This window comes from Nocardioides sp. P86, assembly GCF_023712465.1.
GTDB lineage: Bacteria > Actinomycetota > Actinomycetes > Propionibacteriales > Nocardioidaceae > Nocardioides > Nocardioides kribbensis.
Window position 1 is genome coordinate 335,608 of the sequence record NZ_JAMAYE010000002.1, and the last position, 22,664, is coordinate 358,271.

At 73.4% G+C, this 22,664-nt stretch carries 19 protein-coding genes; 13 read left to right on the forward strand and 6 right to left on the reverse strand.

Features of this window, described 5'->3' with window-relative positions:
• Positions 1-188 precede the first annotated feature (188 nt).
• The 7 genes from M3673_RS09165 to M3673_RS09195 are packed head-to-tail and all read left to right on the forward strand — an operon-like array spanning position 189 to position 9,381.
• Positions 189-1,430: a PP2C family protein-serine/threonine phosphatase gene (locus M3673_RS09165; RefSeq protein WP_251533117.1), complete on the forward strand. Its 1,242-nt coding sequence runs from the start codon at positions 189-191 to the stop codon at positions 1,428-1,430.
• Positions 1,427-3,559, forward strand: coding sequence for a glycosyltransferase (locus M3673_RS09170; RefSeq protein WP_251533119.1), 2,133 nt, complete (start codon positions 1,427-1,429; stop codon positions 3,557-3,559). Before M3673_RS09165 ends, M3673_RS09170 begins: the two co-directional genes overlap by 4 nt.
• Positions 3,556-3,891: an STAS domain-containing protein gene (locus M3673_RS09175; protein ID WP_056864314.1), complete on the forward strand. Its 336-nt coding sequence runs from the start codon at positions 3,556-3,558 to the stop codon at positions 3,889-3,891. Before M3673_RS09170 ends, M3673_RS09175 begins: the two co-directional genes overlap by 4 nt.
• Positions 3,884-4,348 (forward strand): ATP-binding protein, encoded by a 465-nt coding sequence (locus M3673_RS09180; protein WP_193660940.1) that lies wholly within the window; start codon positions 3,884-3,886, stop codon positions 4,346-4,348. The genes M3673_RS09175 and M3673_RS09180 overlap by 8 nt, the downstream gene beginning before the upstream one ends.
• Positions 4,333-5,715, forward strand: a complete 1,383-nt coding sequence (locus tag M3673_RS09185) for a hypothetical protein (protein ID WP_251533121.1) — start codon at positions 4,333-4,335, stop codon at positions 5,713-5,715. The genes M3673_RS09180 and M3673_RS09185 overlap by 16 nt, the downstream gene beginning before the upstream one ends.
• Positions 5,716-5,731: 16 nt before the next feature.
• Entirely contained in the window at positions 5,732-8,278 is a 2,547-nt protein-coding gene (gene opgC / locus M3673_RS09190) for an OpgC domain-containing protein (protein ID WP_251533123.1), read from the forward strand.
• Positions 8,279-8,325: 47 nt separating this feature from the next.
• On the forward strand, positions 8,326-9,381 hold the full coding sequence (locus M3673_RS09195) for an AbrB family transcriptional regulator (RefSeq protein WP_251533125.1): 1,056 nt from the start codon (positions 8,326-8,328) through the stop codon (positions 9,379-9,381).
• A 27-nt stretch (positions 9,382-9,408) separates the two neighbouring features.
• Here the strand turns inward: M3673_RS09195 and M3673_RS09200 are convergent, their stop codons facing one another.
• The 4 genes from M3673_RS09200 to uvrB form a co-directional block, all read right to left on the reverse strand.
• Positions 9,409-9,705 carry a hypothetical protein gene (locus M3673_RS09200; RefSeq protein ID WP_056864310.1) on the reverse strand — a complete coding sequence of 99 codons (297 nt, stop codon included), beginning with the start codon at positions 9,703-9,705 and terminating at the stop codon, positions 9,409-9,411.
• A complete protein-coding gene (locus M3673_RS09205; RefSeq protein ID WP_235557587.1) occupies positions 9,702-10,991 on the reverse strand; it encodes a nitrate/nitrite transporter in 1,290 nt (429 codons plus the stop codon). Before M3673_RS09205 ends, M3673_RS09200 begins: the two co-directional genes overlap by 4 nt.
• A 121-nt stretch (positions 10,992-11,112) precedes the next feature.
• Positions 11,113-11,577: a VOC family protein gene (locus M3673_RS09210; RefSeq protein WP_251533127.1), complete on the reverse strand. Its 465-nt coding sequence runs from the start codon at positions 11,575-11,577 to the stop codon at positions 11,113-11,115.
• A complete protein-coding gene (gene uvrB, locus M3673_RS09215) occupies positions 11,574-13,700 on the reverse strand; it encodes an excinuclease ABC subunit UvrB (protein ID WP_251533129.1) in 2,127 nt (708 codons plus the stop codon). The genes M3673_RS09210 and uvrB overlap by 4 nt, the downstream gene beginning before the upstream one ends.
• 56 nt (positions 13,701-13,756) lie before the next feature.
• On the opposite strand from uvrB, the gene M3673_RS09220 reads away from it, so the two are divergent.
• Positions 13,757-15,019: a phospholipase D-like domain-containing protein gene (locus M3673_RS09220; protein ID WP_308196123.1), complete on the forward strand. Its 1,263-nt coding sequence runs from the start codon at positions 13,757-13,759 to the stop codon at positions 15,017-15,019.
• A 77-nt stretch (positions 15,020-15,096) separates the two neighbouring features.
• On the opposite strand, the gene M3673_RS09225 is transcribed toward M3673_RS09220, so the two are convergent.
• Positions 15,097-16,080 (reverse strand): SCP2 sterol-binding domain-containing protein, encoded by a 984-nt coding sequence (locus M3673_RS09225; protein ID WP_251533131.1) that lies wholly within the window; start codon positions 16,078-16,080, stop codon positions 15,097-15,099.
• 211 nt (positions 16,081-16,291) lie between these two features.
• Between M3673_RS09225 and M3673_RS09230 the strand changes: the two genes are divergently transcribed.
• Positions 16,292-16,963, forward strand: a complete 672-nt coding sequence (locus M3673_RS09230; RefSeq protein WP_056864307.1) for a Crp/Fnr family transcriptional regulator — start codon at positions 16,292-16,294, stop codon at positions 16,961-16,963.
• 34 nt (positions 16,964-16,997) lie between these two features.
• On the opposite strand, the gene M3673_RS09235 is transcribed toward M3673_RS09230, so the two are convergent.
• Entirely contained in the window at positions 16,998-17,948 is a 951-nt protein-coding gene (locus M3673_RS09235; protein ID WP_228942088.1) for a DNA-3-methyladenine glycosylase, read from the reverse strand.
• Positions 17,949-18,060: 112 nt separating this feature from the next.
• On the opposite strand from M3673_RS09235, the gene M3673_RS09240 reads away from it, so the two are divergent.
• From M3673_RS09240 to M3673_RS09255, 4 genes are all read left to right on the forward strand, one after another.
• Complete coding sequence (locus M3673_RS09240; RefSeq protein WP_251533133.1) at positions 18,061-19,587, forward strand: ATP-dependent DNA ligase; 1,527 nt, start codon at positions 18,061-18,063, stop codon at positions 19,585-19,587.
• Positions 19,588-19,800: 213 nt separating this feature from the next.
• On the forward strand, positions 19,801-20,241 hold the full coding sequence (locus M3673_RS09245) for a hypothetical protein (RefSeq protein ID WP_251533135.1): 441 nt from the start codon (positions 19,801-19,803) through the stop codon (positions 20,239-20,241).
• A gap of 169 nt (positions 20,242-20,410) precedes the next feature.
• Positions 20,411-21,853 (forward strand): HNH endonuclease signature motif containing protein, encoded by a 1,443-nt coding sequence (locus tag M3673_RS09250; protein WP_251533137.1) that lies wholly within the window; start codon positions 20,411-20,413, stop codon positions 21,851-21,853.
• 53 nt (positions 21,854-21,906) lie between these two features.
• On the forward strand, positions 21,907-22,593 hold the full coding sequence (locus tag M3673_RS09255; protein ID WP_056864302.1) for a TetR/AcrR family transcriptional regulator: 687 nt from the start codon (positions 21,907-21,909) through the stop codon (positions 22,591-22,593).
• Positions 22,594-22,664 lie beyond the last annotated feature (71 nt).

The window sequence follows — 22,664 nt, forward strand, 5'->3', positions numbered from 1 at the left end:
TCGCGTCGCCCGGAGCCGCGTCGCCGCACCCGTGCACCGGGTCGGCGCCCGCGGCGCGAGGGGCGGCCCGGTGGCCGAACGGGGGATGCGGGAGCGGCCGACGACTTCCTAGGTTGTGACACGCGAGGCGCCTGTGACGTGACAGAGTTGGCGCATTCGGGACACAGCCCTGAAAGGGTTCGACACACATGGGGAGCACCACCGCGATGCCGCACGCGCTCGACGCGGCCCAGGAGGACCGTCGGCAGCGGGCCGTGGAGTCGCTCGGGCTCCAGCTCGACCGCCCCGAGGAGCGCTTCGACCGCATCGCCCGACTGGCCCACCTGGTCTTCGACGTGCCGATGTCCAGCGTCACCGTGCTCGACGGCGACCGTGCCCTCTTCCCCGGCATGTACGGCCTGCCCAGCCGCGAGCTGCCCCGCGTCGACTGCCTGTGCGACGAGACCCACGCCGGCGGCGCGCTGCTGATCGTCGAGGACGCCTCCCTCGACGAGCGCTTCGCCCACCTCCCGGCGGTCACCGACCTCGGGATCCGGTTCTACGCCGCCCAGCCGATCCTCGACCCGGCCGGCAACGTCGTGGGCACGTTCGCCATCTACGACACCCGCCCGCGCCGCCTCGACGCGGAGCGGCTGACCGCCTTCGACGACATGGCCGCCTGGGCCCAGCAGGAGCTCGTGGCCTCCACCGAGATGACCCAGGCGACCTGGGTGCAGTCCTCGATGCTGCCCGCGCGCGCCCTCAGCTCCGACTCCTGGACCATCAACGGGATGTGCCTGCCCTCCCTGGCCGTCGGCGGCGACTTCTACGACTACGGCATCGCCCAGGGCGTGGCCCACCTCGGTCTGGGCGACGTCATGGGCAAGGGCACGGGAGCCGCGCTGGTGGGGGCCGGGGTCCGCTCCGCCCTGCGCGGCACCCACTCCGCCGTCGTCGCGGGCGTCGACCTCGGCGTCACCGTCACCCAGGTCGCGCGCAGCCTGATGGCCGACCTCGAGCGCACGGAGTCCTTCGTGACGCTCTTCGAGGCCGCCATCGACCTCGACGACGGCTACCTGCGCTACGTCGACGCCGGCAGCGGGCTGTGCCTGGTGGTGCGGCCCGACGGCGAGGTCGTCCGCCTCGGCGGCTCCGACGCCCCGATCGGCGTCCTGCCCGACGACCACTGGGGCGAGCTCGACGTGCAGCTCGAGCCCGGCGACCGCGTGCTGATGTTCAGCGACGGCCTGCTCGACCTCGTCGACGAGCAGGTGCGCTGGTGGGAGCCGATCGGCGCCCTCGTCGCCGCCCACGACGACGTCAACTCGCTGCTCGCCGGGATCGCCCTGCTGGCGCGCGAGCGCACCCCCCTCGACGACGTGACCGCGGTCGCCGTCTACTACGCCCCCTCCCCCGCCCCCTTCTCGCCCTCGCAGGAGGACAGCCCATGACCCGCCGGCTGCTGCTGATCCGGTCCATCGTCCTGGTGACGGCCATCCTCGGCCTGAACTACGTCGTGTGGCGGTGGCTGTTCTCGGTGAACTGGGACGCCTGGTGGCTGGCCGTGCCGCTCGTCGTCGCGGAGACCTACAGCCTGGTCGACTCGCTGCTGTTCGGGCTCGGCATGTGGCGGCTCAAGGAGCGCGGCGAGCCCCCGCTGCCCGAGGAGGGCCTGACGGTCGACGTCCTCATCACGACCTACAACGAGCCCATCGACCTCGTCATGGCCACCGCCCGGGCCGCGCTGGACATCCGCTACCCCCACGAGACCTGGATCCTCGACGACGGCAACCGCCCGGAGATGCGCGCGGCGGCCGAGGCCGCCGGCGTCGGCTGGATCACCCGCTCGCAGGACTGGGTCGACATGCCCCGGCACGCCAAGGCGGGCAACCTCAACAACGCCCTCGAGCAGACCGAGGGCGAGTTCCTCCTCATCCTCGACGCCGACCAGGTGCCGGAGCCGCAGATCCTCGACCGCACCCTGGGCTACTTCCGCGACGAGAAGATGGGGCTGGTCCAGACCAACCAGTTCTTCGTCAACGTGCCCGACGACGACCCGCTCGGCAGCCAGGCGCCGCTGTTCTACGGCCCGATCCAGGCCGGCAAGGACGGCTGGAACGCCGCCTTCTTCTGCGGCTCCAACGCCGTGCTGCGCCGCGACGCCCTCATGCAGATCGGCGTCGTGCGCTACGCCGACGAGATGGCGCTCAAGGTGTGGCGCAACCTGTACTACGGCGAGTCGGTCATCAAGAAGGCACGCCGCCAGACCCCGCGCGAGGAGACCCTCGTGCGCGACGCCCTCGGCGAGGTCGAGCAGGCGGTCAAGGACGCCCGGGAGCGGCTGGGGCGCGGCGAGGCGATGTTCGACGTCACCTACGACTTCCAGCGCACGGTCGAGGAGGTCCGCCGTCGGCTCGTGGCCTCCGACCTCGAGGTGATGGCCGCAGACCTCGAGGCCATCGCCGCCCTGGAGGAGCAGTCCGGCGAGGGCGACGGCAGCCTCGTGGACCCGCAGAGCGTGCTCGAGCGCATGTCGCACCGCGACTGGTCCCCGCTGGGCGCGATCGACTCGGTGCAGGCCCTCGTCGACTCCGTCAACGTGGACCGTCACGGCGAGGCGCAGGCAGTGATGCCCATGGCGACGATCTCGGTCACCGAGGACATGGCCACCTGCATGCGGATGCACGGCCTGGGCTGGAAGTCGGCCTACCACGACGAGAACCTCGCCTTCGGCCTCGCCCCGGAGGACCTCGAGACGATGCTGACCCAGCGGCTGCGCTGGGCCCAGGGCACCATGCAGGTGATGATGCGGGAGAACCCGCTCAGCCAGCGGCGCCTGACGTGGGGCCAGCGGCTCATGTACTTCTCCACCATGTGGAGCTACCTGTCGGGCTTCGCCGCGATCATCTACCTGGCTGCCCCGGTGATCTACCTCGTCTTCGGCGTGCTGCCGGTGCAGGCGCTGAGCTCGGACTTCTTCATCCGCCTCGTGCCGTTCCTGGTCGTCAACCAGCTGCTGTTCCTCGTCGTCGCCAACGGCCGCAAGACCTGGCGCGGGCAGCAGTACTCGCTCGCCCTCTTCCCGACCTGGATCCGCGCCTTCACCTCCGCCTTCGGCAACGTGGTGATGGGCCGCTCGCTCGACTTCGCCGTCACCCCCAAGGAGAAGCGCAGCCCGACCGGGCCCGCCTGGCACCTGGTGCGGCCGCAGCTGATCGCGATGGGCGCGCTCGTCGTGGCCAGCGTCGTCGGCGTCGCGCGGCTCGCCGCGGGCCAGGCCGGCGGTGTCGGCACGGTGCTCAACCTGCTGTGGGTCGCCTTCGACCTCGCGATCTTCTCCGTCATCATCAAGGCCGCGCGCTACCGCGGCTTCGAGCCCGTCGACGCGCCGCCGACGCCCGCCGGCCCGACCGGCGGCCCCAGCACCACCGCCGGCACCACCGGCAGCACCCCCGGCAGCACCCCCGGCAGCAGCTCCAGCCCCGCCACCGCTGCCGACCCCACGACCAGCAGCACGCCCACGACCAGCCACACGCCTGACCGGGCCTCCGGTCAGAGCCACGCAGAGGGAGCAGCATGACCGAGTTCCACGTCGACACCACCGCCAGCGGGATCGGTGTCGTCCGCCCCGAGGGACGCCTCAACATGGTGGCGGCCCGTCAGCTCAAGAGCGTGCTGGCCGACCTGGTCGCCGGCGGCACGCACCGCATCGTGGTCGACCTCGCCGACACCAGCTTCATCGACTCCTCCGGCCTCGGCGCGCTGATCGGCGGGGTCAAGTCGACCCGCCAGCAGGGTGGCGACCTGCGCATCGCGCGCCCCACCGAGGCCGTCCTGACGGTGCTCGACCTGACCAACCTGACCAAGATCCTGCGTCCGCGCGACACCGTCGACGGGGCCTTCGATGACTGAGTCCTCGACGCTGCAGGCCCTCCCCGACCGGCTGGAGCTCTCGGCGCCGGCGAGCGAGGAGATGCTCGACCTCGTGCACGTGCTGCTCGAGCACCTGTGGCAGCAGCACGAGGAGGTGCCGGTCGCCGAGCGGATGCGGGTGGAGATGGCGGTGATCGAGATCCTCGCCAACGTCATCGAGCACGCCTTCGAGGTCGACGCGGGGCGCCCCGCCGCCGACGAGCGCGGCGACGGCCGGCGCTTCACGATCACCCTCGGCGTGACCGACGCCGAGGTGCTCATCGACCTCGCCGACAACGGCGAGCCCGCGGCGATCGACCTCAGCCGCGTCACGATGCCCGACGAGGACGCCGAGTCGGGTCGTGGGCTGGCGCTCGCGCTGGCCTCGCTGACGGACCTGTCGTTCCACAGCGCCGACGGTCGCAACCACTGGAGCATGCGATGCGACCTGTCGTGACCGGGCTCGCGGGACGTCTCGCGGCGGGCGCCGCGGCCGTCCTGGCCGGCGGCCTGCTCGCGACGTCGGTCGTGCCCGCCCACGCCGCCACCGAGCCGGAGCCGCGTGCGCCCTGGTTCGGACCCGACCTCGACTGGCGCACCGACACCGCCGAGGCCTACGTCGACCGGCTGGGCACCGACGTGTCGCTCTTCGGGCGCTCGTTCGTCTACCCCCTCAACGACAGCGCCGACGAGGCCGTCTCCGACCTGTCCGACCAGGCCGCCGACGAGGGCGCCGTCGCGGTGGTGACGCTCCAGCCGACCTCCCTCACCGAGCCCGACGCCCAGGACGCCGAGCGCCTCGGAAGCCTCCTCGCCGACCTGGCCGAGGCCGACGGCAGCACGTTCCTGGTGCGCTTCGCGCCCGAGATGAACGGCTCCTGGACCGCGTGGGGCCAGCAGCCGCGCGACTACGTGCGCGCCTTCACCACCGTGGCCGACGGGGTCCACGCGGCCACCGACGAGGCCGCCATGGTGTGGGCGCCGGCCTACGGCGCCGGCTACCCCTTCGACCGCGCGGTCAACTCCACGACGACCTCGGCCGACGCCCCGGCGATCAGTCCCGCGGCGCGTCGGGTGCTCGACACCGACGGCGACGGGCGGGTCACCGAGGCCGACGACCCCTACGGCCCCTACTACCCCGGCGACGACGTCGTGGACTGGGTGGGCCTGACGATGCTGCGCTACGGCGTGACCCAGCAGTTCGGCGCCAACACGGTGCCGGCGCCCGACGAGCTCGAGGAGCGCTTCAAGGAGCGCTTCGGCTACGGCGACGACCTGGGGCGCAAGACCTTCTACGTCCGCTTCGCCGGGACCCCCAACCAGCCCTTCCTGCTGACCACCTCGGCGCTGTGGAACCCCCGCGCCGACGGCCCCGACGCCTTGGCCATCCAGCGGCCGTGGTGGCGCCAGGTGCTCGCCGCGACCGAGGAGCGACCGCGACTCGGCGGGGTGCTCTGGCTGGAGCAGGAGCGCGACGAGCCCGAGATCGGCAACGTGGTCGAGTGGGGCCTCACCGCCAACCCCGCCATCGCCCGGGCCTTCCGCACCGACCTCCTCGACAGCGACTACGACCTCGGTCCCGTCGCGGGCACCACCAACGGCACCGACCCCGGCCGCACCGCCGGCGGCGACTCCGACGGGGACGACCGCTCGCCCGCGGCCACTCCCACGTCGGAGACCGACGACGAGGCCGCCGGAGCCCAGGACAGCGGCGTCCCGCCCTTCGCCCTCGGGGTGGTCTCGGCCGTCGTCGTGCTGCTCGCCGCGGCCATGGTCGCCCTGTCGATCCGCCGACGCCGGATGCGGCCGCCCTGGTTGCGCTGACCTGATCGGACCCCCCATGACCCCCCTCCCCCCGGGCGGGCGACGGCCCGCCGCCGCGCTCCGCGCCGTCCTCTCCGCCGTGGCGGTCTGCCTCCTCTCGTGCCTCCTGGCGGGTCTGCTCCTGCCCCGGGCCGCCGGAGCCAGCACGTCGGCCGGGCGCGACGACGACCCCGTGCCCGCCCCGGCTGCGGGAGCACCGTGGTTCGGTCCGACGCTGGACTGGGCCCAGGACCTCCCGGCCGACTACTCCCGCCGTCTCGGCGCGACGCCGTCGCTGTACTCCCAGCGGGTGTCCTACCCGCTGGGGGCCGAGGACACGACGTACCTGCGCCAGTTCGGGGAGCAGGCGGCGACGCAGGGCGCCGTGGCGGTGCTGACCCTGGAGCCCGACGAGGCCCTGGCCGACCTCGGCACCGACGACGCCGCTGACCTGGCCGACGCGCTGGTCGACCTCCACCGCGCCTACGACAGCTACGTGCTCGTGCGCTTCGCCCCGGAGATGAACGGCACCTGGACCCCCTGGGGCCAGCAGCCGACGGCGTACGTCGAGGCCTTCCGCACCGTCGCCGACGCCGTGCACGGGGCCACCGAGCACGCCGCGATGGTCTGGTCGCCCTCCTACGGAGCGGGCTACCCCTTCGGCGGGTCGGCCCGCGCGGTGGACCCCTCGGGGCAGGTCGAGGTCGACGTGCTCGACACCGACGGCGACGGGACCCTCGACGAGGCCGACGACCCCTACGCGCCCTACTACCCCGGCGACGACGCCGTCGACTGGGTCGGGCTGTCGCTGTTCTCCTTCGGCGGCACCGAGACCGAGCCCGCCGGCCCCGACGGGGTCAACGAGGTGCCGGCCGCCGGCTCCTTCGAGGCCCGTCTCGACGAGACGTGGGGCTACGCCGACGACACCTCCCGCGAGTCGTTCTACGACCGCTTCGCCACGCCCGGCGACACCCCCGTGCTGCTCGACACCGCGGCGCTGTGGGTGCCCGAGGCCGGCGGCGCCGGGTCCCGCGAGGTCAAGCAGGACTGGTGGCGCCAGGTGCTCGCCGCCCTGCCCGAGCGCCCCCTCGTGGCGGCGCTCACCTGGCTGGAGGTCGAGCGCCCCGAGGACGAGGCGGGCGGGCGCACCGTCGACTGGCGCGCCACGGTCGACGGCCTGGGTCGCCCGCTGCGCGAGGACCTGGGCGCCGCCGGCGTCGACCTGGGGCCGGTCACCAACGTGCTCGACCTCGAGACCGCCAACACCGCCAGCGCCCAGGGTCGCGTGCTCGGCACCGACCTGGGCAACGAGCTGGACTGGATCGTGCTGTGCGCCGTGCTGCTGGCGGCGCTGTTCCTCTTCGCCGGGTTCGCCGGCCGCTTCCTCCCGTCGTGGCGCTACCCCGACGAGCACGACCCGCGCGACCGTCGGCTCGACCTGCTGCGCGGCATGATCATCATCACCGTGGTGGTCACCCACATCGAGCTCAACAGCCCGTACTCGTTCGTGTCGCTCAAGGCCATCGGGGCGATCACCGGCGCCGAGATGTTCGTGCTGCTCTCCGGGGTCGTGCTGGGCATGATCTACGAGCCGACCGTGCGCAAGCTCGGCGAGCGCGCCACGGCCGTCGTCATGCTCAAGCGCGCCCGCAAGCAGTACGTTGTGGCCCTGGTGGTCGTCGTCCTCGTCTACCTGCTCGGCCGCCTCCCCCTGGTCGACGCCTCCGACATCACCACCTTCACCGACCGCGGCACGGGTGAGAACGGCGGCGCCGTCGCCGGGCAGGTCTACGACCTCTACGCGAACTTCCCGCGGCTCTTCGACTACCCGCCGCCCGGCTACGCGATCCGCCAGCTGCTGCTGCTCGAGATGGGGCCGTGGGTCTTCAACATCATGGGCCTCTTCGTCGTGCTCAGCCTGCTGCTGCCGGCGCTGATGTGGCTGATCCGGCGCCGGATGTGGTGGGTGGTCCTCGCGGTGTCGTGGGCGGGCTACGTCTACGCCACCATCGACGACCCGCACTGGCTGCCCTCGCAGTTCGAGGCGGTCTTCCCCCTGCTCATCTGGCAGGTCGCCTTCACCCACGGCCTGGTCGTGGGCTACTACCGGCGCCAGATCACCCGGGTGCTCACGACCCGGCCCGGGAAGCTCGCGACCGCGGCCTTCGTGGTGGGCTACGCCGCCGTGCTGGCCTGGGTGTGGTGGGGCAACGCCCACGGCGGCCTCGCCCCGGCCCCGCTGCCCGCCGACAGCTACGCCTGGCTGCTGGAGAACTTCTACATCCGCGTCTTCCTCCAGCCCGGGCGGCTCATCGACCTGGTGCTCGTGGTGGTCGTGGCCTTCGCGGTGCTCACCACCTGCTGGAAGCCCATCGACAAGGCCATCGGCTGGCTGTGGATCCCGATGGGGCAGGCCAGCCTCTACGTCTTCATCGTCCACGTCTTCTTCGCCCTGGCCGTGGCCAACGTGCCCGGGCTGGACCGCACGGGCTTCTGGCAGGGCACCCTGATCCACACCGTGGTGGTGCTGGCCATCTGGGCCATGGTCAAGCGCCAGGTGCTGTTCTCGGTGATCCCCCGCTGAGCGCCGCCCCCGGGCCCGGACGGCCGCGGTCGGCCCCGCGGGCCGCCGTGCTGGTGCTCGTCTTCACCGCGGCCGTCAGCCTCGGGCTCGGCGCGCTCGGGCTGCCCTCGCCGGTGCTGTTCGGGGCGCTGGTGGGCGGCATGGCGCACGCCCTGACCTCCCCGACCGAGCTGGGGGTGCCGCCGGCTGCCTTCCGCATCGGGCAGGGCGTCATCGGCGTCACCATCGGGGCCATGGTGAGCGTGGCCGCGCTCCAGCAGGCGGGTCGCGACCTGCTGCCCATCGCCCTGGTCACCCTCGGCACCCTCGCCCTCAGTCTCGGCGCCGGGCGGTTGCTGGCGCTGCGGCGCGACGTCTCCCCCGTCACCGGCGCCTTCGCCCTCATCGCCGGCGGCGCGTCGGGCATCGTCGCCGTGGCGCGCGACCTGGGCGCCGACGAGCGCGTGGTGACCGTCGTGCAGTACCTGCGGGTGCTCGTCGTGCTGCTGGCGATGCCGCTGGTCACCAGCGTCGTCTTCGCCCCCGCGGGCGGGGCGGGCGGGCCCCGCGACGCCGGCGTCACGGGTGCCGCGGGCAGCGACGGTGCGCTGGCCGCCGAGACCGGCTTCGTGCTGGTGTCGCTCGTGCTCGGGCTGGCCCTGGCCCGCGCGCTGCCCGTGCCGACGGGCGTGCTGCTCTGGCCGATGCTGGTCGCGGCGGTGCTCGCCGCCACCGGGTGGCTCGGCGCTGCCGGCGTACCGGTGGTGGTGCAGTGGGTGGGCTACCTGCTGATCGGCGTGCAGGTCGGGCTGCGCTTCACCCGCGAGAGCCTGCGCTCCATCGCCAGGATGCTGCCGGTCGTGCTGGTGCTCATCGCGGGTCTCGTGGTCTCGACCGCCGCGATGGGCGTGGTGCTGGCACGCGCCACGGAGGTCGACGGGCTCACCGCCTACCTCGCGACCACCCCGGGCGGGCTCTTCGCGGTGCTGGCCACGGCGGCCGACAGCGGCGCCGACGTCACCTACGTCCTGGCCGTGCAGGTGCTGCGGCTCGTGGTGATCCTGCTGCTCACGCCCCTGCTGGCGCGCTGGCTGCGCCCCGACGCCGGCCCGTCGTCGCGGTAGCAGCGCCCTCGCGCCGGGGGCACACGCTCAGTCGGGCGTGGGCACGTCGGCCTCCCAGCGGGCACGTCGCTCGGCGTCGCTCTGCTCCCACCACGGCTCGCCCCGCTCGCCGAGCGCGACCTTGGCGGCCTGGACGCCGGCGCGCGAGCGCTTCTCCTCCGCGGTGCCGCGGGTGCGCCTGACGTCGCGGCGCCACGCCATGAGCACCCGCTGGAGCTCGGCCCGTCGCTCCTCGGGCACCATCGGGTCGGTCGCACGCCAGCGGCGCCCGTCGATGACCACGTGGTGACCGTCGTCGGTCAGCGGCGCCCGCTCCTCGCTCACGGCAGCACCCCGGCCTGGAGGGCCTCGCGGTCGATGACGCGGCGGGCCCGGAGGCGGTAGCGGGTGATCTGCACCAGCCCGAGGCCCCACAGGAGGTACTGCAGCGCCATCGCCCACCGGAAGGCCTCCGGGGTGTAGGAGGTGCTCGCGCCCGGGGTGCGCCAGTCGAGCACCAGACCGATGGCCACGACCAGCAGCAGGCTGGCGAGGAAGCCGCCCACGTTGATGATGCCGGTGGAGCTGGCCAGCCGCTCGGCGGGGTTGGAGGTGCGCCCCACGTCGAAGCCGATCATCGAGGCCGGACCGCCCACCCCGCAGACCAGGGCCAGCACGACCAGCACGCCGAACGGCGCCTCCCCCGGCCAGGCCAGCACGACGGTCCAGGTGGCGGCGATCGCCGTGACCACCACGAGGGCCATGGTCGAGCGGTGCCAGGGGTGGTGACCCACGAGCCAGCCGAGCACCGGCCCGCCGGTGACCACGGCGACGACGAGCAACGTCAGCAGGACGCCCGCCTCGGTGGGCGTGCGCCCCTCGCCGCGCACGAAGAACGGGTAGCCCCACAGCAGGCTCAGGGTGGTCGCGCTGAACTGGGTCGAGAAGTGGATCCAGAAGCCCAGGCGCGTGCCCGGGTGGGCCCACGAGGCGGCCAGGCTGCGCCGCACGGCGCTCGGCGACAGGGCGGCGCCGCGCAGGTTGCGCGCGTCGGGGGTGTCGCGCAGCACGACCAGGCCGACGAGGGCCAGGATGACGCCCAGGGAGGCCGTGAACAGGTAGGCCCGCGTCCAGCCCACCGTCGAGAGCGCCCAGGTCATGGGCACCGCCGCCCCGATGGCGCCGACCTGGCCGAGCGTGCCGGTCAGCTGGGTGATGAGCGGGATGCGTCGCGGGGCGAACCACATCGCGAGGGTGCGCAGCACGCAGATGAAGGTCATGGCGTCGCCGAGACCGACGAAGAAGCGCGCCAGCAGCGCCAGCGGGTAGGTCTCGGCCAGTGCGAAGCCGGCCTGGGCCGCGGAGAGCACGACGGCGCCGGTCAGCAGCACGCTGCGCGAGCCGAACCGGTCGACGAGCAGCCCGACCGGCACCTGCATCGCGGCGTAGACGAGCAGCTGCAGCATCGTGAAGGTGGCCAGCTGGGCCGCGGAGATGTCGAAGCGCTCGGTCGCGGCCAGGCCGGCGACCGCCAGGGAGGAGCGGTGGAACACCGCCAGCAGGTAGATCAGCAGGCCGACGGTCCACACCGGGAGGGCCGCGCGGAGCGTGGGCTCGACGGTCGGGTTCACTCCCCCATCCTGCTCCCGCGCGAGGTCGGCGCCGCACCAGGGGTCGGGCGCCGGACGGACCGGTGCTGGGAGCAGTGGTCGGAGCAGTGGTCGGAGCAGTGGTCGGGGCAGGGGCCGGGCCTCAGTCGAGGCAGAACTCGTTGCCCTCGGGGTCGGCCATCACGATGATGCCCTCGTCGGCGCCGTCGGCGTCCACACGCCGCAGCCGGCTGCCGCCCAGGGCGACCAGGCGCTCGCACTCGGCCTCGAGCGCGGCCATGCGCGTCTCGCCGCTGAGACCCGGCGCGGCCCGCACGTCGAGGTGCACGCGGTTCTTCGTGGTCTTCGCCTCGGGCACCCGCTGGAAGAACAGTCGCGGGCCGCTGCCGGTGGGGTCGTGGACGGCCCAGGCCCGATCCCGCTCCTCGGGCGGCACGCCCCAGGCCTCCAGGGCCGCCTCCCACGTGTCGAACCCGGCGGGCGGCTCGTCGTCGACGTAGCCCAGCACGGCGCGCCAGAAGCCGGCCAGCCCGTGCGGGTCGGCGGCGTCGAGGGTCACCTGCACCTCGCGCACGACCGCCGCCGCGTCGGGGCCCGCCAGGCTCACTTGGTGGCCTCCATCATCTGCCGCAGCTCCTTCTTGAGGTCGGAGATCTCGTCGCGCATGCGGGCCGCGACCTCGAACTGCAGCTCGGCCGCCGCCGTGCGCATCTGCTCGGTGAGGTCCTGGATGAGCTGGGCGAGGTCGGCGCTGGGCATGCCCGAGACGTCGGGGGCGTGGGTCCCGGCGGCCTTCTCCCCCAGCACCGGGGTGGGCTGACGGACCTTCACACCGCCGGCGCGTCCCTTGGCGGCCGTGCCGGCCCAGGTCTCGAGCAGCGCCTGGGTGTTCTCGTCCTCGCGAGCGAGCATCTCGGTGATGTCGGCGATCTTCTTGCGCAACGGCATCGGGTCGACGCCATGGGCCTTGTTGTAGGCGATCTGCTTGTCGCGGCGACGGTTGGTCTCCTCGATCGCCATCTCCATCGAGGGGGTGATCTTGTCGGCGTACATGTGCACCTGGCCCGACACGTTGCGCGCTGCTCGGCCGATGGTCTGGATGAGCGACTTGTCGGAGCGCAGGAAGCCCTCCTTGTCGGCGTCGAGGATCGAGACGAGCGACACCTCGGGCAGGTCGAGGCCCTCGCGCAGCAGGTTGATGCCGACCAGCACGTCGTAGTCGCCCAGGCGCAGGTCGCGCAGCAGCTCGATGCGCTTGAGGGTGTCGATCTCGGAGTGGAGGTAGCGGGTGCGGATGCCGGCGTCGAGGAGGTAGTCGGTGAGGTCCTCCGACATCTTCTTGGTCAGCGTGGTGACCAGGACCCGCTCGTCCTTCTCCGCCCGCAGCCGGATCTCGTGGATGAGGTCGTCGATCTGGCCCTTCGTGGGCTTGACCACCACCTCGGGGTCGATGAGGCCGGTCGGACGGATGATCTGCTCGACGGTGTCGCCGCCGACCTTGTCCAGCTCGTAGTCGCCCGGGGTCGCGGAGAGGTAGATCGTCTGACCGATCCGCTCCAGGAACTCCTCCCACCGCAGCGGTCGGTTGTCCATGGCGCTGGGGAGGCGGAAGCCGTGGTCGACGAGGTTGCGCTTGCGCGACATGTCGCCCTCGTACATGCCACCGATCTGCGGCACCGCCACGTGGGACTCGTCGACGACGAGGAGGTAGTCCTCGGGGAAGTAGTCGAGCAGGCAGTTGGGCGCCGAGCCGTGGGTGCGCCCGTCCATGTGCATCGAGTAGTTCTCGATGCCGGAGCAGGACCCGACCTGGCGCATCATCTCGACGTCGTAGGTCGTGCGCATGCGCAGCCGCTGGGCCTCGAGCAGCTTGCCCTGCTTCTCGAAGGCGGCGAGCTGGTCCTCCAGCTCCAGCTCGATGCCCTTGATGGCCCGCTCCATGCGCTCGGGGCCGGCGACGTAGTGGGTCGCGGGGAAGACGTAGAGCTCGGTGTCCTCGGTGAGCACCTCGCCGGTGACGGCGTGCAGGCTCATGAGCCGCTCGATCTCGTCGCCGAAGAACTCGATGCGGATCGCGTGCTCCTCGTAGACCGGGAAGATCTCGAGGGTGTCGCCGCGCACCCGGAAGGTGCCCCGGGTGAAGGACATGTCGTTGCGGGTGTACTGGATCTCCACCAGCTGGCGCAGGATCGAGTCGCGGTCGCGCTCCTCGCCGACCTTGAGCCGCAGCATGCGGTCGACGTACTCCTGCGGGGTGCCGAGGCCGTAGATGCAGGAGACCGTCGAGACCACGATGACGTCGCGTCGGGTCAGCAGCGAGTTGGTGGCCGAGTGCCGCAGCCGCTCGACCTCCTCGTTGATCGAGGAGTCCTTCTCGATGTAGGTGTCGGTCTGCGGCACGTAGGCCTCGGGCTGGTAGTAGTCGTAGTAGCTCACGAAGTACTCGACCGCGTTGTCGGGGAAGAGCTGGCGCAGCTCGTTGGCGAACTGCGCGGCCAGCGTCTTGTTGGGCTGGAGCACCAGCATGGGGCGCTGCACCTGCTCGGCCACCCAGGCCACGGTGGCCGTCTTGCCCGTGCCGGTGGCACCGAGCAGGACGACGTCCTCGACCCCGTCGTCGATGCGGCGGGTGATCTCCTTGATGGCGGTCGGCTGGTCTCCGGAGGGCTCGTAGTCGGAGACGACCTTGAAGGGGGCCACGCGGCGCTCGAGATCGGTGACGGGTCGCATGCTGCGAGCCTACGACCGGCCACCGACAGTCCCCACCGTGACGCTAGGTTGTCCCCGTGAGACCGCGACCGCCGAGCGTCGCCGACCGTGTGGTCACCATGCTGCGCCGGACCCTGCTGAGCGTCTTCGGCGTGCCCCTGGTCATCGCGGTCGCGATGTCGCTGGTCGACTCCTACCGCCGCCGCGGCAAGCACCCCAAGCCCTTCCCGACCACGCCGCCGCGCACGGTGGACATCGGCGACGGCGCGGTGACGACCTACACCTACGGCCAGGACCTCTACGAGGACATGCTCGCGGCCATCGAGGGCGCCGAGCGGCAGATCCTCTTCGAGACCTACATCTGGAAGGGCGACCAGACCGGCGAGCGGTTCAAGCACGCGCTCGTCGCGGCCGCCGACCGCGGCGTCGACGTCTACTGCATCTACGACGGGTTCGCCAACCTGGTCGTCTCCCCCGTCTTCAAGCGCTTCCCCCGCCAGGTCAAGGTGCTGCGCTACCCCGTCTACGCCGCCGGCTGGCGCTTCTTCGACGTCCGCCGCTACGGCCGTGACCACCGCAAGATCCTGGTCGTCGACAGCACGGTCGGCTTCGTGGGCGGCTACAACATCGGCGACGCCTACGAGACCGAGTGGCGCGACACCCACGTGCGGATCACCGGCCCCGGCGTGTGGGACCTGCAGCGTGCCTTCGCCGACTTCTGGAACCTCAACCGCCGTCGCCTCATCGGCGTGAGCGAGCGGCCGCTGCTGCTGGAGACCAGCTCGGTGTGGGAGCCCCGGATCCGGATCCAGCGCAACGTGCCGCGGCTGTGGATGTTCCCCATCCGGTCGATGTACCTCGAGGCCATCAACCGCGCCAGCCGCAACGTGTGGATGACGCAGGCCTACTTCATTCCCGACCAGGACTTCGTCGACGCCCTGCGGGCCGCCGCGCGCCGCGGGGTCGACGTGCGCCTGCTGGTGCCGCTGAAGTCCAACCACATCGTGGCCGACTGGATCTCGCGCGGCTACTTCTCCCAGCTGCTCGACGCCGGGGTGCGCATCTTCCGCTTCCGCGACGCGATGGTGCACGCCAAGACCGCCACCGTCGACGGCACGTGGACCACGGTCGGCACCGCCAACATCGACCGGCTGAGCCTCTCGGGCAACTACGAGGTCAACGTCGAGGTCATCGACGAGTCGCTGGCCAAGACGCTGGAGGAGATCTGGATGGTCGACGAGTCCAACAGCCTCGAGCTCACCCGTGGCGAGTGGGAGGCACGCGACCTGCACCGCAAGTTCACCGAGCTCGTGCTGCGCCCGCTGCGCCCCCTGCTCTGAGGCGCGCCGCTCCGCCGGCTCGACCGCTCGGGACCGGTGCTCCGGTCCGGGCTGCTCCGGTCCGGGCTGGTCGGGCCTCAGCGCCGGGCGCGCTGCGGGGTGGCCCTCGGGAAGTCGATGGCCCCGGCGAGCTGCAGCGCCTTGGCCCGGTCGCCGCGGACCTTCAGCTGGCCGCGGAGCACGCCGGTCATGACGCTGAGCTGGCCCGTGGCCAGGCGCAGGAAGTCGTGGGCCTCGCACACGATGGTGGCGTCACGACCGTCCCGACCGTCGTCGCCGGTCTCGGTGCGCTCCACGGTGGTGTGCCCACGGTCGATGCGCACCAGGTAGCGGTCGGCCGGGAGGTCGCCGCTGGGCGCCAGGCGGAAGCCGACGGCGACGCGCAGCCGCGAGAAGCGGCGGGCGTCGACGAAGTCGGGCAGGCGGCGGAAGACCTCGTCGAGCACGACCGGTCGGAAGCCGCCGGCCATGACCGAGCGCAGGTGGTCGGTGCTCGCCTCCGCGACCGCCGTGGCGACCTCGACCGGGTCGAGGGCGGTGGGGTCGACGGCCACCTCGTCGTGGCCGGGCACCCGGAACAGGCCACCCACGCCCAGCGCCAGCATCGCGTCGCCCTCGACCTCGAGGTGGCCCGCGAGGTAGTCGAGGGCCGCGTTGCCCTGGCCGGTGACGAGCCGGGCGAAGCGCAGCAGGGTGCTGCGCAGGACGACGTCGGCCCCCGCGGGGTCCGCCCCGAGGGCGGACGCCTCCACGAGGGGCTCGATGACCCCGTCGGCGAAGGCCAGGCCCCGCGTCTCGACCCCGCCGTCGCTGGTGGCCAGCTCGAAGCGGACCGAGCCCTTGAGGTCGCCCAGCCGCGCGGGGTCGGCGTACTCGTCGAGGCGTCGCAGGATGCCGGTGACGGCGGCGGCGCGGACCTGGGGGCGCCCGAGGAGCTCGACGAGCCGGTCGTCGGGCGTCGCGGCGACCGCGGCGACCAGACCCTCGGCGGGGGCCGCGGCGAAGAAGGCGGCGGCGGACTCGCGGTCGGCGGTGCGCAGCAGGTCGAGGTCGGTGCTCATCGGTCCTCCGGCAGGTGTGACTCGGCTCACGTGAGTGTGACACGGAGTCGCAGCAACCGTCCTGGGACCCCGCGGACCGGCGCGTCGGGCCCCCGGGGCCAGGCGCCGGCGAGCGGGAGTGGCGTACCTCATCCGGCGTCCGCTCGCCTCGACCCCCCGTCGTGTCCGATCATGTGGTGACGTGCCCGACTCCCTGCCTCTCGGAGGATCCGTGACCCCGCTCGACCCCGGCCCCACCACACCGGACGACCTCGGCGCCGTCGCGGCCCTGCTTCCCCTGATGACCGAGGTCGTCGTGGAGCGCGGCGCCACGCTGTTCGCCCAGGGCGACCGGCACGAGACGATGTACCTCGTGCGTGAGGGCGCGCTGAAGGTCACCCGCGCCAACCGCGACGAGCGCCCGACCATCCTGGCGGTGGTGGGCCCCGGCGAGATGCTGGGCGAGATGGCCCTGCTCGACGGCCGCGAGCGCGGCGCCACGGTCACCGCCATCACCCGCGCACACCTGCTGGAGCTGGAGCGGGACGTCTTCGACCGCGAGCTCGAGCGCGACCCGGCGATCGCGGTGGCGCTGCTGCAGGACCTCGCCCGCCGGCTGCGCCGCTCCAACGACACCGTCTCCGACCTCGCCTTCGCCGACGTGCCGAGCCGCGTGGCTCGCACCGTGCGCCACCTGGCCTCGAAGTTCGGCACCACCACCGACGAGGGCCACCTCAGGGTCGAGCACCAGCTCACCCAGGAGGAGCTCGCCCAGCTCGTGGGCTCGGCGCGCGAGACGGTCAACAAGGCCCTGGCCTCGCTCTCGCGTCGCGGCGTCATCGAGGTGCGCCAGCGCACCATCACCGTCATCGACCAGGACGCGCTGGAGCGCCTGGCCGGCTGACCTCTCCGCCCGCCGCGGCGGCACACCCCACCGCTCAGGGGCGGGTGACGCGGGAGGGCAGGTGGGTGCGCGGCGCCATCTTCGCGCCGCGGCGCGGCCGGTGGAGGCCGGCCGCCCCCAGCAGCATCGGCACCCGCCCCCGGTGGGGACGCCACGGCTCGAGGTAGGCCGCCATCGCCTCGTCGTCGAACGGCTCGCCCGTCAGCGCCCACCCGACGTCCTTGGCCACGTGGTAGTCCCCGAAGGAGACGGCGTCGGGATCGCCGTGGGCGCGCTGGCGGACCTCCGCGCTCGTCCACACCCCGATGCCGGGCAAGGTCCGGAGCCGCCGGTCGGCCTCCTCGGGGGCGAGGGTGGCCGTGCGCTCGAGGGCGTCGGCCACGCGCGCGGCCGTGACCAGGGTGCGCGAGCGCTGGGGATCGACGTGCAGCTGGAGCCACTCCCACGAGGCGATGGTGCGCAGCCGCTCCGGTGGCGGCTGCACCCACAGCCGCAGCTGCTCCCCCGGACCCGGCGCGCGCTCACCGAAGCGGTGGACGAGCATCCGGAAGCCCGCGAACGCCTCCTGGCCGGTGACCTTCTGCTCCAGGATCGCCGGCACCAGCGCCTCCATGACCAGGCCGGTGCGGCCCAGGCGCAGGTCGGGGTGGAGGCGGCGGGCCTCGGCCACGACGGGGTGGCGGGGCTCGAAACCGGACCAGTCGTCGTCGGCGCCCAGCATCGCCGGCACCGACTCCAGGGCCCAGGACGCCCCGGGCCCCCACGCCTCGGCGTGCACCTCGCCCAGGCCCGGGCGGGGGTGCACCAGCAGGGTGGCGGGCCCCTCCGGGGTGCGGATGCCGCGCCAGTGCCGCTCACCGTCGATGCGGTAGGTCGGGTCGCCGCCGCCGCGCTTGTGCAGCCGCAGCACCCGCGCCGCCGGACAGGCCCACGCCGGGCGCCACACCCTGACCTGCCCGCCGCTGGTCGCCGACGACTCGCTCACGGGCACGACGCTACGCCAGGGCGCCGACGGTGCACCCCCGGACCGAGGGACGTCGACCCGCGGGCCCTCGTCGGGGTGAGGCGGTGTCGGTGGGGGTCGCCACAATGGGGGGATGCTGCTCGCCGACGTCGTCGCCACCTCCGAGGCGGTGGCCGCGACCCGCTCCCGCAAGGCGAAGGTCGAGGCCCTGGCCGCACTCCTGCGCCGGCTCGACCACGCCCGGCCCGACGAGGTCGACGTCGTGGTCACCTACCTCGCCGGCTCCCTGCGCCAGCGTCGCACCGGTCTCGGGTGGCGGTCGGTCGCCGACCTGCCGCCGCCCGCCGAGACGGCGGGGCTCGACGTGGTCGAGGTCGACCGGGCCTTCACGGCGCTGTCGGCGCTCGCGGGCCCGGGCTCGCAGTCGGCTCGCGCCGCCGCCGTGGCCGACCTCTTCGGGCGCGCCGACGCCGCCGAGCAGGCCTGGCTGCGCGGGGCCGTCACCGGCGAGGTGCGGCAGGGCGCGCTCGACGCCGTCGTGCAGGAGGCTGTGGCCGCCGTGGCGCAGGTGCCGGTCGCCGACGTGCGCCGCGCGGCGATGCTGGCGGGCTCGACCGTGGCCGCCGGGGTGGCCGCCCTCACCGGGGGCACCGACGCGTTGGCCGGCTTCGGGCTCGAGGTGGGGCGGCCGGTGCTGCCCATGCTCGCCTCCTCGGCGCCGGACGTGGCGGCGGGCCTGGTCAAGGCCGGAGCCGTGGGTGGTGGCGTGGTCGTCGACACCAAGCTCGACGGCATCCGGGTGCAGGTGCACCGCCGCGGCGAGGAGGTCGTCATCGCGACCCGCTCCCTCGACGACATCACCCACCGGCTGCCCGAGGTCGTCGCCGTGACCCTCGCCCTCGACGCCGAGAGCGTGGTCCTCGACGGCGAGGCCCTCTCCCTCGACGAGCACGGTCGACCGCGCGCGTTCCAGGACACCGCCTCGCGCACGGCGCAGGGCGCCAGCGACGACGGGCTCCACGTCACCCCGTACTTCTTCGACATCCTCCACCTCGACGGCCGCGACCTCCTCGACGAGCCCCTCGAGACCCGCCTCGCCGCGCTCGACGCGCTCGTGCCCGCCGAGCACCGGGTGGCCCGTCTCGCGGGCCCGTCCGAGCGGCAGGCCCAGGACTTCGCCGCCGAGGTCGTCGCCGCCGGCCACGAGGGCGTGGTGGTGAAGTCGCTGTCGTCCTCCTACGACGCGGGCCGCCGCGGCGCGGGCTGGGTCAAGGTCAAGCCGGTGCACACCCTCGACCTCGTCGTGCTCGCCGCGGAGTGGGGCTCGGGTCGCCGCACGGGCCTGCTGTCGAACATCCACCTCGGCGCCGCCGACGGCGCCGGCGGTTTCGTGATGCTGGGCAAGACCTTCAAGGGCATGACCGACGAGACGCTGGCCTGGCAGACCGAGCGGTTCCTGGGCCTCGAGACCCACCGCGAGGGCCACGTGGTCCACGTGCGCCCCGAGCAGGTCGTCGAGATCGCGCTCGACGGCGTGCAGCGCTCGACCCGCTACCCCGGTGGGCTGGCGCTGCGCTTCGCCCGGGTCGTGCGCTACCGCGACGACAAGGGCCCCGAGCAGGCCGACACGATCGCCGCCGTGCGGGCACACTTCCGTTGAGGGGCGGCGCACGAGCGACCGGACCCGGCTGCGCGCCGGCCACGACACGACGAGAGCGGTCGTGTGAGCGGTCGTGTGACCGGTCCCGGTGCCGGTCCCGGTGCGATGCGGGCGGGCGGGCGGGCGGTCGAGGGTCGAGCGGGTCGACCGGGCCCTGAGGTGGTGTCGCTACGGTCGTGACTCACCGACCGCCTCACTCCAGGAGCAGACAGCATGAGGATGCCTCCCACCGTGGTGGCGGCGGGCCTCGTCGGCGCCGTCCTCCTGAGCGGCGGGTGCACGGCGCCCGCCGGGGGCGGGGCCGACCGGGACCCGACCGACGTCGAGGAGGTCACCACGACCGACACGGTCGGGGCCGACGGGCTGCGCTCGGCCTCCGGCGGCGACGCGGGGCGCTACTCCTGGACCGACCTGAGGGTCACCAACGAGCAGTCGCTCGGGTACTTCACGGGCTCGATCCGCGTCACGAACGACGGCGAGGACGCTGCCGACGTCCGCGTCGAGGTCACGGTCGTCGGCGGGCAGCAGAGGCTGGGCACGCTGACCGGCCTGTCCCTGGTGGAGTCCGGAGCGGCGACGACGATCGGCCTCACCTCGCTGGACGAGTTCGCGAGGGCCACGACCTTCGAGGTCGAGCTCTCCACCGCCCCCTGACCCGGCGACGCACGAGGAAGAAGCCCCGACCCCCACCGAGCCCGGCACACCTCCGTGTCGGCCTCCTCCGCTGACCACGACGCGTCCACAGCCGCGGTCGTGGCGTCGATGCTCCCCAGGTGCACCCACCACCGGCCCCCGCGGGCGGCGTGGACGGTTGGCTGTGGCCATGTCCATGACCGCCCTCACCTCGGCCGCGACGCGGCCACCCGAGACCCTCGCCGCGCGAGCACGGGCCGCCCTCGGCGCCCTAGCCGACGCGCCCTGGGACGTGCTCGGCGACGACGACCTGCTGGCGAGCGCCCTCGACCTCGTCGCGGCCCGGTCGGCACTGCGGGCCGCCGAGGCGCGGGCCCTCGTGGAGATCGATCGTCGCGACCTCGCCCGACGCAGCCTGGGCTGGGGCTCCACCGCCGACTGGCTGACCCACGTCGCGGGTCTCCGGGTCTCCCAGGGTCGCCAGGCCGTCGCCCACGCCCACGAGCTGGTCGGCGACCGGGCGGCCACGCTGGCCGCCCTCGTCGCCGGCACCGTCAGCCCCGAGCAGGCCGCCCTCGTGATCGACGCCGTCGAGGAGCTGCCCGCCGAGACCGCCCTGCGCACGCGGGCCGAGACCTCGCTGCTGGAGAAGGCCGACCACCTCCACGCGACCGACCTCGCGCGGGCCGCCGTACGCGTGGTCGACGAGGTGGACCCCGGGCGCGCCGCGCGGGAGCGCGAGCGCCAGCGCGACCGTCTGGCCCGCGCGTCCCACCGCCGTCGGTTCCTGTCGATCAGCGACGACGGCGCGGGCGGGGTCAGGGTCCGTGGGCGCGGCAGCGCCGAGGACGCCGCGGTCCTGCGGCAGGCGCTGCTGCCGCTCTCCGCCCCGGCCCCGTCGGTCGACCCGCAGACCGGTGAGCGGCTCAGCGACCCCCGGGACCACGGCGCCCGCACCTGGGACGCCCTGGTGCAGGTGGCGCAACACGCGCTCGACACCGACGCGGTGCCCGGATCGCACGGCGAGCGCGCCCGCGTGAGCGTCACGATCCCCTGGGAGCAGCTGCGGGACGCCGCCGGCGCCACGCGCGGCGGGGAGACCGACGACGGCCTCACGCTGAGCGCCGGCACGGTGCGGCGGATGGCGTGCGACGCCACCGTCATCCCCGCCGTCCTCGGCTCAGAGTCCGCCGTGCTCGACCTGGGCCGCGAGGCGCGCGTGGTCTCAGCCTCGCTGTGGCGCGCCCTGGTGGCTCGCGACACGCACTGCGCCTTCCCCGGCTGCGGACGTCCCCCGGTGATGTGCCACGCCCACCACGTCGAGCATTGGGCCGACGGCGGCCCCACCGCCCTGGGCAACCTGGCCCTGCTCTGCGGCCACCACCACCGCACCATCCACGACACACCGTGGCAGGTGCGGACGGGCTCGGACGGCCGACCGGAGTTCCTCCCACCGACAGGTCTGTCGGAGACCGGCTCGCGCGCATCCTCCACGTCCGGCGACGGGCCGGGCCCGCACGACGCCTCGGAGGACCGGTCCAGCGCACACGCCACGCCATCGAGCTGGGGCAGGACCCGCCGCCGCGCCGCAGGTGCCCGACCAGATCCGGAACCACCGCACGACGAGGACTGACGGTCCCGTCACAGCCGTGCAACTGCGAGTTGCACCAGTCGTACGATACGGGGATGGTCACTGCCTCAGAGACGGACGGACGGCGATCCGCCGCGGCTGCGCGCCGGCGCGCCCGCGAGAAGGAGATCATCGCGGCGACCCGCGCGCTCTTCGACCAGCGCGGGGTGCGCGACGCCCAGATCGAGGACATCGCCAAGGCCGTCGGCATCAACCGAGCGATCGTCTACCGCCACTTCACCGGCAAGGAGGAGCTCTTCGCCCTCACGCTGGTGGGCTACCTCGAGGAGCTCCATGCCGCGCTCCAGGCCGCCGCTGCCTCGGCCGAGGAGCCGCGGGAGCGTCTGCAGCTGATCGTCGGCGCCTTCGTCGACTACGGGCTGGCCCACCCGGCCTTCGTCGACTGCGCCCAGGCCCTCATGCGGCGCTCCGGCCCCGAGCTCCTCGACGAGATCTCCGAGGGTGCCCTCTTCCGCCTCGGCCGGGGCATCTCGACGTGCCTGGCCGTGCTCTCCACGGTCCTGGAGGACGGCACCAGACGCGGGGCGTTCGGTGTCGGCGACCCGACCCTGCTGGCCAACACTCTGTACGCCAGCGGCCTCGGCGCCCTGCAGCTCGCGCGGGTCGGGATCCTCGTCAAGGAGGCGGCGCCGGGCATCCCCACCGTCGGTGAGATCTCGCCGGAGCAGGTGCGTCAGTACCTCGTCGCCTCTGCGCTGGCCATGGCGTCCCTCGGCGTCTAGGACACCCGGTCCCGACGCACCAGGCCCGCCCGACGTTCGTCGGACGGGCCTGGTGGGTGTGCGGCAGAGAC